The sequence below is a fragment of the Christiangramia aquimixticola genome (assembly GCF_048285835.1).
GTDB lineage: Bacteria > Bacteroidota > Bacteroidia > Flavobacteriales > Flavobacteriaceae > Christiangramia > Christiangramia aquimixticola.
Window position 1 is genome coordinate 590,594 of record NZ_JBLVTL010000002.1, and the last position, 14,102, is coordinate 604,695.

Sequence of the window (14,102 nt, forward strand, 5' to 3'; positions counted from 1 at the left end):
TTATTGCACTTACGCTTATTGTTTCGCTTGCTTCATCTTGCGTTACTTCAAAAAAGTATAATGAGCTTGAAAGCCGGAATGCAGATTTGCAGAGAGAGAACAGGGAAGTAAAAGATGATCTCGACTCTTTTAGAAATAGCAGCAAAAAACTCGAAGGAGAACTGGCAGCACTAAAGGCGGAACATAACGAGATCACCACACAGCGAAACGATCTAATGGAGAAGTTGCAATTGCTTCAAAAGAACTTTTCAAGTCTGGAAGAGTCTTATGATGCCCTTGAACAGAATAGTTCTGCTGCTATAGCTGAAAATTCCCGTCAAAACAGGGAATTACTGGCGCAATTAGATGAAAAAGAAGCAGCGCTTATCCTTGAAAAAAATCGTCTGGAAAAACTGGAAAAAGATCTCTCTGGCAGGTCTCAAAGAATAAACGAGTTGGAAAAAGTGATAGCAGCAAAAGATGCGAAAATGAATGCGCTTAAAAATGCAGTTTCCAATGCACTTACCAATTTTGAAGGGAAAGGTCTTAGCGTTGAACAGCGCAATGGTAAAGTATATGTTTCCATGGAGAACAAATTGTTATTTGATTCCGGAAGCTGGGCTGTAAATTCTGAAGGCCGTAAAGCAGTGAAGCAATTAGGGAGCGTCCTTGCTCAAAATCAGGATATCGCAGTTCTAATTGAAGGACATACAGATAATGTTCCATACGGTGGAAGCGGAGCTTTAAAAGACAATTGGGATCTTTCTACCAAAAGAGCGACTTCCATAGTGCAGATTCTAAAGAAAAATTCAAGTATTGATCCGCAAAACCTTACTGCTGCAGGAAGAGGAGAATTCGTTCCGGTAGCCTCAAATGATTCTGAAAGTGGTCGTGCAAAAAACAGAAGAATAGAAGTGATCTTAACTCCAAAACTGGACGAGATCACTAAAGTTTTAAATGAAATTGAATAATTATAATGAAGTATACCAATCTTCCTAATACAAATATTAAAGTAAGTAAGATCTGTTTAGGTTCCATGACCTGGGGCCAACAGAATACAGAGGCTGAGGGTCACCAACAGATAGATTTCGCTTTGGATAAAGGCGTGAATTTCATCGATACAGCCGAGATGTATTCTATTCCTGCCTCACCGGAAACTCAGGGGAGCACAGAAAAAATTATAGGAACCTGGATTAAAAAAACAGGCAGAAGAGATGATGTGGTAATTGCCTCCAAAATCGCCGGACCTGCTGAAATGGTTTCGCATATTAGAGAAGATATGGGCTTTCATAAGGAAGCTTTGGAAGATGCTGTTGATAAAAGCTTAAAAAGACTGCAAACAGATTATATTGATCTATATCAATTACACTGGCCGGAGAGAAATACAAACTATTTCGGAAAGCTTGGTTATGAGCATGATGAGAGTGAAAAATGGGAGGATAATTTCAGAGAGATCCTTGAAGGCCTTAACGAATTCGTTAAAAAAGGGAAAATAAGAAGTATCGGACTTTCTAATGAAACGCCATACGGACTTATGCGCTTTTTGGAAGAGAGTAAACACGAACTTCCCAAAGTAAGCACTGTTCAGAACCCTTATAACCTTTTGAACAGGAAAGATGAAATTGGACTTACCGAGATTCTTCATCGAGAAAATGTGGGGTTGTTCCCTTATTCTCCATTAGGGATGGGTACTTTAAGTGGGAAACATCTTAATGGAATTCAACCGAATACCCGCTTGAGTTTATTCCCTCAGTATAAAAGATATTCGAATAAAGAGGCGGTAGAAGCTACAAGAAGGTATCAGGAAGTTGCAAATAAACATGGTTTGAGTCTTACACAAATGTCGCTGGCATTTGTGAATCAGCAAGCATTCGTTACAAGTAATATTATAGGAGCAACGAGTATTGAACAACTTGAAGAAAACATAGAAAGTATAAACGTGGTTCTTTCAGGCGAGATATTGAAGGATATTGAAGAGGTTCATAAGGCATGTCCTAACCCGGCTCCTTAAAGAGCTGGTGTAACCTCGCTTTCATGGATATACATGCTGCGATCAAGGCTGTCTCTTACGTGATACCAATCGTCAGTTTTTCCCTGAACATATAGCACCTCTCCATTTGTTCCGGTTTTCACAATATTTGAATTATTTAAAGCAGCTTTATTTCTTAGAGCTGCTTTATTTTTTGTGATTTTAATTCTGTCTGCGAGGTTTTTCAGGTCAGCAGGAGCATTCTCAGCGGGTTCGGTTTGATAAACGAATCCAATAGGATCTATAGCTCCCCGTCTGTTTTTATATATACCAAAATGCAAGTGCGGCGGGGTTGTTTTAGCATTCCCTGTATTACCAACAAAGCCAAGAGTGTCCCCGGGCTTCACCTTTTTTAATTTCGGGATTATACTATCCAAATGTGCGAAATAAAGATCCAGTTTTCGCTTGCTATCCCTCAGCCAGACCTGTTTTCCACCCAATCCTTTTTCTCCGGAGAAGGTGATTTTTCCGCTTGTAGGCGCTAAGACAGGTGTGCCCTTATTGGCAAATATGTCGATCCCCTTATGGTCACGAATTCCACCTTCGCGCATATCACCCCAATAGCTTCCAATGTCTGAATTTTTCCCGTTTATAACTGGGAACAGGTATGAAGGTGATTTTTTTATTTCTAATTGAAATGGGCTATTGGCTTCGATCTCAGGTTGAATTACAATTTTATATAAGCCCTGTTCGTATACCTCGAAGCTTAATTCCTTTTTGTCTGCAGCACCGGTTTTTAATTTCTCAAAAACGCCACTGGAATTATCTTTCTTATAGATTGTTGTAAAAATAAGCGTGGAAAGACTTTCCGTATTTATTTTAATTTCGATAACCTCGCCGGGAAGAAGGTAAGTGTCATAACTGTAAATTGCGAAATTTCTGGGTTTGAAGAAGCCTTTTTCAACATATGGAAGATCGATTTTGAGTGAATTTTCAAGAGCTACATCAACGCGGGCTTTCCAGATTTGAAATAATTCGTCAGAGATATTCTCATCTTTTTGATACTCCTGCCTGGGTGAAAGTCCGGAGATCAAATCTTCTGCCTTTTCAATTTCTGAACAGGAACAAAGGGAAATAATTATGATCAATATCAATTTCTTCATTCTTATACCGCACTAAAATTCAGTCAAATATAAGAATGAATATTCCTAATATTATCCAAAAAGATGCGCGACCACATCTTCGATCTTTGCCACTCGAATTACTTTGATCTGGTAATTAGATTTTGGGATTTTACTCTGTTTGGAAACCATAATGGATGCAAAACCAAGTTTTTCAGCCTCAAGAATTCTTTGTTCAATTCTGGTTACCGGTCTAATTTCTCCGGCAAGACCAACTTCAGCTGCAAAACAAATATCTTTGGTAAGCGCTATGTCTTCATTAGAAGATAAAATTGCAGCGATCACAGCAAGATCAATAGCGGGGTCGTCCACGCTAATCCCTCCGGTAACATTCAGGAAAACATCTTTTGCTCCCAGTCTGAATCCGGCACGCTTTTCTAAAACCGCCAGCAGCATGTTTAAACGTTTCGTATTATAACCCGTGGTAGTTCGTTGCGGAGTTCCATAAACAGCCGTGCTTACCAACGCCTGAATTTCGATCATCAAAGGTCGCATTCCTTCAAGAGTAGAGGCGATTGCTGTTCCACTAAGATCTTCATCATTTTTGGAAATGAGAATTTCAGAAGGATTTGTAACCTCCCTCAAACCACTGCCCTGCATTTCGTAAATCCCAAGTTCATGCGTGCTTCCAAATCGGTTTTTATGAGCGCGTAAGATCCGGTAAACATGATTCCGGTCTCCTTCAAACTGAAGCACGGTATCTACCATATGTTCCAGCACTTTTGGACCGGCAATGCTCCCGTCTTTAGTAATATGACCAATCAGAATCACCGGAGTGTTGCTTTCTTTGGCAAATTTTATCAGCTCTGTGGTGCATTCTCTTATTTGGGAAATACTTCCCGGGGAGCTTTCAATATAATCGCTGTGCAGGGTTTGAATGGAATCGATAATGACTACTTCCGGTTGGGTTTCATCCACCTGCCGGAAAATATTCTGAGTTTTGGTTTCGGTTAAAATATAGCAGTTAGACGAAGAAGGGTCTATTCGCTCTGCTCGCATTTTTATCTGCTGGGCACTTTCCTCTCCGGAAACGTACAGGACTTTATACTTAAGGCTAAGACTTATCTGAAGCAACAGGGTACTTTTACCAATACCCGGTTCCCCGCCTAAAAGAGTAAGTGAGCCCGGAACAATCCCGCCACCTAAAACCCGGTCGAGTTCATTATTTCCGGTTTTTAACCTGTCCTGTGAACTGTTTTCAATTTCACCTATCAGCCGTGGTTTAGCAGCCTTTTTTGCTTCATTCTTAGCTGAAGTTTTCCAATCCTTGGGATCAGGTTTTTGAACCAGTTCTTCAACTATGGTGTTCCAGTCTCCGCAGGAATTACATTTGCCCTGCCACTTGGCATATTGAGCGCCGCATTTCTGACAATAAAATGTGGTTTTAACCTTCGCCATTAGTGATCATTTTAATGCTAATAACCGAAATCTTTTTTAATTGCATCGGCTTTTGCCAGCATATAATCGGTATCTAAAAATGCGATTTTTTCCTGCCCGTAAGCGTTCTGATAGATCTTCATCGCTTTACGCGGATTACCGGTTTCTTCTTCATATCGCGCTTCAAAAAATGGCCCTAACATAGTGCGTGGGTAATGGTCATATGCCAGTTTGTACAGATCTTTATACTGCTCCCAGTTTCTGGTTTTTTCAATCGCACGGTATACCGCAAGAAAATCGTTAATACTTACTTTTCTCTTTAGTCCATACAACTCTTCAATGGAGCTGTATTTTTCCACTAAATATTTGGTGGGAGAAATTGAGGTTTGAAGAAGTACTTCATTATAATCCTTGGTGGATATAGGTCTGTAAATTTCAAACATGCTTGCAATTGCCGAAGGGATCGCCTTCCCTACCAGCGAATAGTGAGTTTCGTTCTTGAAATCATCAAAATGGTAAGTAACCAGTTTATTGTCGATCGTTTTTAACTGGTTGTCAAAACTTAAAATATCTTTTCTAAGCACCGGGATGTCATCGCTTCCTGTCGCCATATAGAACCATTTTTTACTTTCTGTCGTCTTAAGTGCATAGGTGATATGAGATGCCATATCTGGTGCCAGATCCGGACTTAGATTGATATAGCCCTGAAAGATTGGATCCTTTTTTAAAAGATAAAAATTGATAAAATTTGAAGTAAAATCATGACCTATGATTATTCTGAAGTTGGCAGTTCTGTATTTCTGATCAAGTTGCGCCAGAAGTTCCATCCCGATAAATTCGAAAAACTTAGCTCCTTTCCCGGCTGGAAGTGAATTCTCATCTCCATAGGCTGTATCTTCAGTTCTAATGCCATCCTGGTTTACTCCAACCACGATCATTTCAGGGATATCTTCCCAATACGCATAGTAATCTACCATTCCTGCTACAGGTTCAAAGAGGTAATCTCCATCCAGAACAATTACAACCGGATACCGTTTCCCGGTGTTTTCTTCATAATTTCTTGGAAGCTGAATTTTAATCTGACGGGATTCGTTGAGTTTTTGAGAAGAGAAACTCTCATACTTTATTTGGGAAAAACCTGAAAATGACAATAGAACAGCCATTATCAGGGCATAAAAATGTTTCATAGGTTAGGTATTGATTCGGACTTACAAGATAATTATTATTTTCTGTTATTAAGAAGTGGTAATAAAATAAAGGAAAGTCCGCCAAAAATCACCACTACGGCGGTTTGAGTAACCCAGGAAATCCATCCGAAAGCTTCGGCTGCGTGATCTTCAACACCAAAGAAGATCAATACTCCGCCAACGGCAAGGGGATAAACTCCAATTCCGCCATTGGTGGCAGATACCGCAAAGCTACCTACTACAAAAGCTGCCATTATTACTCCAAACGAAGTTTCGGCAGTTTCGGGAATACTAAACTGAATTAGGAAAAACATGACCAAGTATATGGTCCATATAAAGGCAGTATGAAGCAGAAAAGCCCATTTTTGCCTCATTTGCAGGATGCTTTTCATGCCTTCTAAAAGGCCTTTCGCAAGTTTTCTAATTTTTTGAAAAGGGAGCCAGTTTGATTTTTTAATAACAGTTAGACCTATAATAAAAATTGCAACCAGTCCTAAAAAGAATAACAAAGTGTTTAATGGTTTTATATTCTGAGCATCCAAATAACCGAGGAGTTCATCTGTTTGAAGGATCACCGTTACGCCAATAATGAACATTAAGATTAAAAGGTCTGCAACCCTTTCAGAAATGATAGTTCCAAAGCCTTTCTCAAACGGTATTTTTTCATAATTGGTAAGGGTAGCTGCGCGAAGAACTTCTCCGGAGCGGGGAATTCCAAAGTTTGCCAGATATGCTACCATAACTGCCATGAATCTATTGGATAGTGAAGACTTGTATCCCATTGGTTCTAACATGAATTTCCATCTGTAAGCGCGGGATACATGTGAGATTGTGCCTAAAAAAAATGAAACGAGTATCCAGAAAATATTTGCCTGGGTGATACTTTGCCATAAGCTCTGGCGTTCTTCTGGAGTTGAACTACCAAGAGAGTACCAAACTAAAAAAATCCCCAGGAGTAAGGGGATGCTTATTTTTAATATTTTTTTAAATCTTTTATTCAAAGGCTTATTTCAGGAGATTGGTTTCCTCATCTGGAAAAACAAGAGACGGCTTAAAGTTTTTAGCTTCTTCCAGCTCCATAATTCCGTAAGAAATGATAATTAAAATATCTCCTTTGGCAACTTTTCTTGCTGCTGCGCCATTTAAAGTAATTTCGCCCGTATTTCGAGGTCCCGGAATTACGTAAGTTTCCAATCTTTCACCATTGTTATTATTAACGATCTGGACCTTTTCCCCTTCAATGATATTAGCAGCTTCCATTAGATCTTCATCTATGGTGATACTTCCAATATAATTAAGGTCGGCTCCGGTTACCTTTACTCTGTGAATTTTTGATTTTACTACGTGAATTTGCATCTTAATTTTAATTATCCAGGGCTATATTATCTATTAATCTTATGTTTTCAGCATAAACTGCGATAAAAGCCCGGTATTTTTTTCCTTTTTCCTTTTCGTTTATCTTTTTCAAATTATCAGCATCGGCTATCTCGAAATATTCGAGGTTTAGTTTATCCTGATTTTGAAATTCATTTTCAACCCAATTCGTCACGAAATCAGCACTTTCCGTGCCAAACAAATTTTTGGCCTTTTTGAGAGTGCTATAAATAAATGCCGCTTTTTCACGAATTTCATCGGTTAGACGTTCATTTCTGGAAGACCTTGCAAGGCCCGATTTTTCACGTAAAATGGGACAACCTACTATTTCTACTTTAGAGGCGGTCTGCTCAACGAGTTTTCTAATTATTTGTAATTGCTGATAATCCTTTTCTCCAAAGAATGCTTTATTGGGTTGGACCACGTCAAAAAGATGTTTGACTACTGTTCCAACACCGTCAAAATGACCGTTTCGGTATTTTCCTTCCATTACAGATTCCAGTCCGTCAAAATTAAAAACCTGTGAAGTAATTACTTCCCCATAGAGGTCGGTAGCTGTCGGACTAAAAATCCAAAGGTCCGGAAAACGGGTCTGCAATAATTCAATATCTTTTTCCAGATTTCGGGGATATTTCTCAAGATCCTCCTTATTGTCGAACTGAGTAGGATTGACGAAAATACTTACAACAACCTGATCTGTTGAAGAGGTCGCATGATCCACCAAAGAAAGATGACCATCGTGAAGAGCACCCATGGTAGGTACCAGTCCAATGCTCATTCCTTCAGATTTAACCTTCTGAATTGCCTCTATTAGTGGTGCTTTCTCCCTAAAAACCTGCATTTTATTTTAAAATTAACAGCGTGCAAACTTAATATATCTGTGGCAATCTGCATAAAATTTTGTAATTTTGCGTGTTTTTTATTCGGAAACGTAACTAAAGCAAAGAATATATGAAAGATAAGAGAGTATTATACGTCTCGTCTGAAGTTATACCGTACTTACCTGAAACTGATATCTCATCCACTTCTTTTGAAGCTGCAAAAATGGTGAATAACCTTGGAGGTCAAATTAGGATTTTTATGCCAAGGTTTGGTAATATCAATGAAAGAAGGCACCAACTACATGAGGTGATCAGGCTTTCCGGGATGAACCTTGTGATTAATGATTTGGATATGCCGTTGATCATTAAAGTGGCATCTATCCCAAAGGAGAGAATGCAGGTTTATTTTATAGATAATGAAGATTACTTTAAAAGGAAAGCTACTTTAACCGATGAAGAGGGGAATCTATTCCCTGATAATGATGAGCGTGCTATTTTCTTCGCTAAAGGGGTTATTGAAACCGTAAAAAAATTGAATTGGTCACCGGATATTATTCATGTTCATGGATGGCTTTCGTCATTGCTGCCATTATATCTGCGAAATTATTACGGGAATGAGCCATTATTTAAAGATGCTAAAATTGTGACTTCTGTTTACAATCAAAGTTTCGATGGGACGTTAGATGAAGAGTTGCGTGAGAAAATTCTTTTTGATGGTTTTGAAAATGCCAATGTGAAGCATTTAAAAACTCCAAATTTTGTGAATATTCTAAAAACTTCGGTAGATAATTCAGATGCAATTGTAATTGGAGGAGATAATATTCCAGAAGAGTTGAAAACTTACATAGGGAAACTCAACAAGCCGGTATTGCCATATACTGAAAAGGAAAATTTCTCTCATGCCTATCAGGAATTTTATGACACTAAAGTATTGTCTGAATCGTAAGTAAAAAATTTAAATGAGATTAAATAAATTGTTCCAAATAACAGCCTTCGTGGCTGTTATTTCCGCTTTTGTAGGATGTGATGAAGATTTCACTGAAGTTGGAGGAGAGATTATTAATAATTCTTCCAATGTGAAATTGATGGAGTTTGAAGTAAATGCCTATTCTCAAAAAATAAACTCTGTTCAAACCAATAATCTTTCCAACTTTTTCCTTGGGGTGCACGAGCATCCGGTATACGGTCAAAGTGTAGCCAGTGTTGTAAGTGAACTTAAACTTTCTGAAACTGAGCCTGAATTTGGGGAAAACGTTGTTTTGGATAGTGTGGTCTTAACTATTCCATATTTTTCTTCTGAAACTACGGAATCAACTCGTGAAAATCCGGTTTATAAACTGGATTCGATTTTCGGGGATGGTTCTTTCAAGTTATCCATTTACGAAACCTCTTTTCTTTTAAATGATCTTGATCCTGAAGCTGGTTTTGCCGGTCGTCAAAAATACTATACAGATCAAAAAAGTAAATTTGAGCAGAATATTGTAGGTGCTCCAATCTATGAGAATGATAGTTTTGAACCATCATCTGAGACTTACGTTACTTATGAGCCTGGTGAAGAAGAAGAAATCGATACGATTACCAATAAGCCGGCATTAAGATTAAAATTATCTGTCGATTATTTTAAAAATAAGATCATTGACAAACAAGGATCTGTGGAGCTTTCCAGTAATGATAATTTTAAGGATTATCTGCGAAATCTTTACATCAAAGCAGAAGATAATGGTTCTGGAGGTAGTCAAATCCTCTTTAATATCAACAGTGAGGATGCTCATATAACATTGTATTATAATAGTGATATAGTAGATGAGGTGGAAGATGAAGAAAAAAGGGTTCGTGGAAGTTATAAGTTGAACTTTTTTACCGGAAACAGAGTGAATCTTTATGATGGAGAATATCCGGGAGACTTGTTGCAAACCATTCAATCTCAATCTTCTCAAACCGGATCTGAAAATATTTATTTGAAAGGTCAGGAAGGAAGCATAGGAGTTATTGAGTTATTCCAGGATGCTGATGTGTTGGAAAGTCTTCAGGGACAGGATCTTTTAATAAATGAGGCGAACCTGACTTTCTATATCAACGAAAGTATTTATAATGGTGATCAGCCAAACAGATTGTATTTATATGATTTAACTAATAACACCATCCTTTCAGATTATGCTCTGGATATTTCCTTGAATTTAGCTAATCCTAATGAAAGTTTGACAACATTCTCCACGCCTTTAAAGGTTGCTGAAGATGAGAATGGATCTTTTTACAAGATCAGGATCACCAATCATATTACCAGGTTGTTAAATGAGAATGCTGAAAATGTGAAATTAGGTCTGGTTGTTGTACCTAATATCAATACGGTAGTCTCACGAGGGTCGCAGGGATCAATATCAGGATCGTTGTTGTCAGCAACAAGAAATGCGCCGGCTCCAATTGACAGATTGCCCGCAGCTACTCTGTTCACTCCAAAAGGAACTGTTTTGCATGGTAACATGTCCCCGGATGATGACAAAAGATTAAAATTAAGAATATATTATACCGACTTTAATTAGTAGAAATTATGTGTGGAATTGTTGGATACATTGGGCATAGAGATGCTTATCCCATTGTTTTAAAGGGACTTCAAAGATTAGAATACAGAGGTTACGATAGTGCTGGTATAGCCCTATATGATGGGACAGAGCTTAAAATGAGCAAAACCAAAGGAAAGGTTGCTGACCTAAAGGAAAGACTGGAAAGTGAGATTTCTACTAACGGTACAGTTGGAATAGGGCATACGAGATGGGCAACTCACGGGGAGCCAAATGATGTGAATTCACACCCTCATTATTCAAATTCCGGGGATCTGGTAATAATTCACAATGGAATTATTGAGAACTACGATGCTCTTAAAAAGGAATTAAAGAAAAGAGGTTATACTTTTCAAAGTGATACTGATACTGAAGTATTAGTGAATCTTATAGAAGATGTAATAGTAAAAGAAGGGGTTAAACTTGGAAAGGCAGTGCAAATCGCTTTAAACCAAACTATCGGGGCTTATGCTATTGCGGTTTTTGATAAGAAAAAACCGGATGAAATAGTTGTTGCTAGGCTTGGAAGTCCGTTGGCTATTGGTGTTGGTGAAGATGAATTCTTTGTTGCTTCTGATGCATCCCCATTTATTGAATTTACAAATAACGCTATTTATCTGGAAGATGGGGAAATGGCAGTTATTAGAAGACATAAAGAAGTAAAGATCAGAAAAATTCATGATGACTCTTTGGTTGATCCTTATATTCAGGAACTACAGTTGAACCTGGAGCAAATTGAAAAGGCGGGTTACGATCATTTCATGTTGAAAGAAATCCATGAACAGCCTAATGCTATAAGTGATACCTATAGGGGTAGAATGCTTGTAGATCAGGGTATAATACGAATGGCTGGAATAGACGATAATATGGAGCGCATTGCTAATGCGAAACGTATCATTATTGTAGCCTGTGGAACTTCATGGCATGCTGGTTTAGTAGCTGAATATATCTTTGAGGATATTGCAAGAATTCCTGTTGAAGTAGAATACGCTTCAGAATTTAGATATAGAAATCCTGTAATTTCTGAAAATGATGTAGTAATTGCAATTTCTCAAAGTGGAGAGACTGCAGATACTATGGCAGCAATTAAATTAGCAAAAGAAAAAGGAGCCTTTACGTTTGGAGTTTGTAATGTGGTAGGATCTTCTATTTCCAGGGAAACGCATGCAGGAGCATATACCCATGCAGGTCCTGAAATTGGTGTTGCCTCAACAAAAGCCTTTACCACACAAATTACGGTTCTTACCCTTATGGCTCTTAAGCTTGGGAAGTTTAAAGGAACCATTTCTCATAGTGATTTCCAATTCCACTTGCAGGAACTTGAAAGAATCCCTGGTAAAATTGAAGAAGCATTAAAATCTGATGAATTAATTCAGGAGGTTGCGGCAAAGTATAAAGATGCTAAGAATTGTCTTTATCTTGGTAGAGGATATAATTTCCCGGTGGCGCTTGAAGGAGCTTTAAAACTTAAGGAGATATCTTATATTCATGCTGAGGGTTATCCTGCAGCTGAAATGAAACATGGACCTATCGCGCTTATAGATGAGCAGATGCCGGTTGTGGTAATTGCTACCAGAAAAGGGCATTATGAAAAGGTTGTAAGTAATATCCAGGAGATCAAATCCAGAAAAGGAAAGATCATTGGAATTGTGACCAAAGGGGATGAAGAAGTTAGAGAACTTGCAGATTATGTGATCGAAGTTCCTGATACTATGGAGTCTTTAACTCCACTTTTAACTACTATTCCTTTGCAGTTGCTTTCTTATCACATAGCTGTAATGCTGGATAAGAATGTGGATCAGCCAAGAAACCTGGCTAAATCGGTAACAGTAGAATAAATCTTATAATATTAAGTTGAAAGCCTCCCTGAAAAATCATGGAGGCTTTTTTTATATAGTGTTAATTGTAGTGGAGAATTAGCGCTTTGAAATCAGGATTTTAGCACTCTGAGAAAACATTAGAAACTTCTCAAAAATTCAATATGTTTTTTGCGAGAAAAAATTATCTTTGCACCCTGAAAATGACCTTATTCTGATTTATTATTTTTTAAATCAATGAAATAGGTTTTTGAATTTTACTATTAAAAATTAAAGAATTAGATAAATGTCTAAAGTCACAGGTAAAGTTGCCCAGATTATTGGTCCTGTAGTTGATGTTGTGTTCGACTCAGAAAACGCTGAACTGCCAAAGATCTATGATTCTTTGGAAATTACCAGAAAAGATGGTTCTATTTTAGTTCTTGAGGTGCAGTCTCATATTGGAGAGCAAACTGTAAGAACTGTTTCCATGGATTCAACTGACGGTCTTAGCCGTGGTGTTGAAGTACTTTCTACTGGAAATCCTATTCAAATGCCTATTGGTAAAGATGTTTACGGACGTCTTTTCAATGTAATTGGAGATGCGATTGACGGTTTAGGGAACTTGCCAAAAGCGGGTAAAGATGGACTTCCAATTCACCGTGAAGCTCCTAAGTTTGAGGACTTATCTGTGTCTACTGAAGTTCTGTTTACAGGAATTAAAGTAATCGATCTTGTTGAGCCTTATTCAAAAGGTGGTAAGATTGGTCTTTTTGGAGGTGCAGGAGTTGGAAAAACAGTACTTATTCAGGAATTGATTAACAACATCGCTAAAGGTCACGGTGGACTTTCTGTATTTGCAGGAGTTGGTGAGCGTACTCGTGAAGGGAATGACCTTCTTAGAGAGATGTTGGAATCTGGAATTATAAAATACGGTGATGATTTCATGCATTCTATGGAAGAAGGCGGATGGGATCTTCAAAAAGTAGATAAAAATATCATGAAGGAATCGAAAGCGACTTTCGTTTTCGGTCAGATGAACGAACCTCCAGGAGCTCGTGCTCGTGTGGCTCTTTCTGGTCTTACAATTGCGGAATACTTCCGTGATGGTGCCGGAGATGGTCAGGGGAAAGACGTTCTTTTCTTCGTAGATAACATTTTCCGTTTTACTCAGGCTGGTTCAGAGGTGTCTGCACTTCTTGGACGTATGCCATCAGCGGTAGGATATCAGCCAACGCTTGCAACAGAGATGGGTGCGATGCAGGAGCGAATTACTTCTACTAAAAATGGATCTATTACATCTGTACAGGCGGTTTACGTACCTGCAGATGACCTTACAGATCCGGCGCCGGCAACTACATTTGCCCACCTGGATGCAACCACAGTACTTTCACGTAAAATTGCCGAATTAGGTATTTATCCTGCGGTGGATCCTCTTGATTCAACTTCAAGAATTCTTACAGCAGATATTTTAGGTGACGATCACTATAACTGTGCTCAAAGAGTAAAAGAGTTATTACAGAGATATAAGGAACTTCAGGATATTATTGCCATCCTTGGTATGGAAGAACTTTCTGAAGAAGATAAGCTTGCCGTTTCTCGTGCAAGACGTGTTCAGCGTTTCCTATCTCAGCCATTCCACGTAGCAGAGCAGTTTACTGGTCTTAAGGGAGTGCTTGTAGATATTAAAGATACGATCAAAGGATTCAACATGATCATGGATGGTGAGTTAGATCACCTTCCGGAAGCTGCCTTCAACCTTAAAGGGACAATTGAAGAAGCGATCGAAGCCGGAGAGAAAATGCTTGCTGAATCGTAAATCTAGTAATGAGAATTGGGAAGTTAGTTAAACAACTAACC

At 38.4% G+C, this 14,102-nt stretch carries 12 protein-coding genes; 6 read left to right on the plus strand and 6 right to left on the minus strand.

From position 1 onward, the window contains the following. Nucleotides 1-2: 2 nt before the first annotated feature. Both ACNKXV_RS06320 and ACNKXV_RS06325 read left to right on the plus strand, forming a co-directional pair. Complete coding sequence (locus ACNKXV_RS06320) at nt 3-950, plus strand: OmpA/MotB family protein (RefSeq protein WP_417906858.1); 948 nt, start codon at nt 3-5, stop codon at nt 948-950. A gap of 5 nt (nt 951-955) precedes the next feature. Continuing rightward, complete coding sequence (locus ACNKXV_RS06325) at nt 956-1,990, plus strand: NADP(H)-dependent aldo-keto reductase (RefSeq protein ID WP_417906859.1); 1,035 nt, start codon at nt 956-958, stop codon at nt 1,988-1,990. On the opposite strand, the gene ACNKXV_RS06330 is transcribed toward ACNKXV_RS06325, so the two are convergent. The 6 genes from ACNKXV_RS06330 to panC are packed head-to-tail and all read right to left on the minus strand — an operon-like array spanning nt 1,987 to nt 7,908. After that, nucleotides 1,987-3,111 (minus strand): peptidoglycan DD-metalloendopeptidase family protein, encoded by a 1,125-nt coding sequence (locus tag ACNKXV_RS06330; protein ID WP_417906860.1) that lies wholly within the window; start codon nt 3,109-3,111, stop codon nt 1,987-1,989. The two genes, ACNKXV_RS06325 and ACNKXV_RS06330, sit on opposite strands and share 4 nt — an antisense overlap. A 51-nt stretch (nt 3,112-3,162) precedes the next feature. After that, nucleotides 3,163-4,527 carry a DNA repair protein RadA gene (radA, locus tag ACNKXV_RS06335; protein WP_417906861.1) on the minus strand — a complete coding sequence of 455 codons (1,365 nt, stop codon included), beginning with the start codon at nt 4,525-4,527 and terminating at the stop codon, nt 3,163-3,165. A 17-nt stretch (nt 4,528-4,544) separates the two neighbouring features. Next, nucleotides 4,545-5,693, minus strand: coding sequence for an alpha/beta hydrolase (locus ACNKXV_RS06340; RefSeq protein ID WP_417906862.1), 1,149 nt, complete (start codon nt 5,691-5,693; stop codon nt 4,545-4,547). A 35-nt stretch (nt 5,694-5,728) separates the two neighbouring features. Next, nucleotides 5,729-6,694 (minus strand): lysylphosphatidylglycerol synthase transmembrane domain-containing protein, encoded by a 966-nt coding sequence (locus ACNKXV_RS06345; protein WP_417906863.1) that lies wholly within the window; start codon nt 6,692-6,694, stop codon nt 5,729-5,731. A 4-nt stretch (nt 6,695-6,698) separates the two neighbouring features. After that, a complete protein-coding gene (gene panD, locus ACNKXV_RS06350; RefSeq protein WP_417906864.1) occupies nt 6,699-7,049 on the minus strand; it encodes an aspartate 1-decarboxylase in 351 nt (116 codons plus the stop codon). 7 nt (nt 7,050-7,056) lie between these two features. After that, nucleotides 7,057-7,908, minus strand: a complete 852-nt coding sequence (panC, locus tag ACNKXV_RS06355; RefSeq protein WP_417906865.1) for a pantoate--beta-alanine ligase — start codon at nt 7,906-7,908, stop codon at nt 7,057-7,059. 110 nt (nt 7,909-8,018) lie between these two features. On the opposite strand from panC, the gene ACNKXV_RS06360 reads away from it, so the two are divergent. The 4 genes from ACNKXV_RS06360 to atpD all read left to right on the plus strand — a co-directional run bounded on the left by ACNKXV_RS06360 (nt 8,019) and on the right by atpD (nt 14,061). After that, on the plus strand, nt 8,019-8,834 hold the full coding sequence (locus tag ACNKXV_RS06360; protein ID WP_417906866.1) for a glycogen/starch synthase: 816 nt from the start codon (nt 8,019-8,021) through the stop codon (nt 8,832-8,834). Between the two features lie 13 nt (nt 8,835-8,847). Beyond that, nucleotides 8,848-10,428 carry a DUF4270 domain-containing protein gene (locus tag ACNKXV_RS06365; RefSeq protein ID WP_417906867.1) on the plus strand — a complete coding sequence of 527 codons (1,581 nt, stop codon included), beginning with the start codon at nt 8,848-8,850 and terminating at the stop codon, nt 10,426-10,428. Between the two features lie 8 nt (nt 10,429-10,436). Further along, complete coding sequence (gene glmS, locus ACNKXV_RS06370; protein ID WP_417906868.1) at nt 10,437-12,284, plus strand: glutamine--fructose-6-phosphate transaminase (isomerizing); 1,848 nt, start codon at nt 10,437-10,439, stop codon at nt 12,282-12,284. Between the two features lie 265 nt (nt 12,285-12,549). After that, complete coding sequence (gene atpD / locus ACNKXV_RS06375; RefSeq protein WP_417906869.1) at nt 12,550-14,061, plus strand: F0F1 ATP synthase subunit beta; 1,512 nt, start codon at nt 12,550-12,552, stop codon at nt 14,059-14,061. Nucleotides 14,062-14,102: the final 41 nt, after the last annotated feature.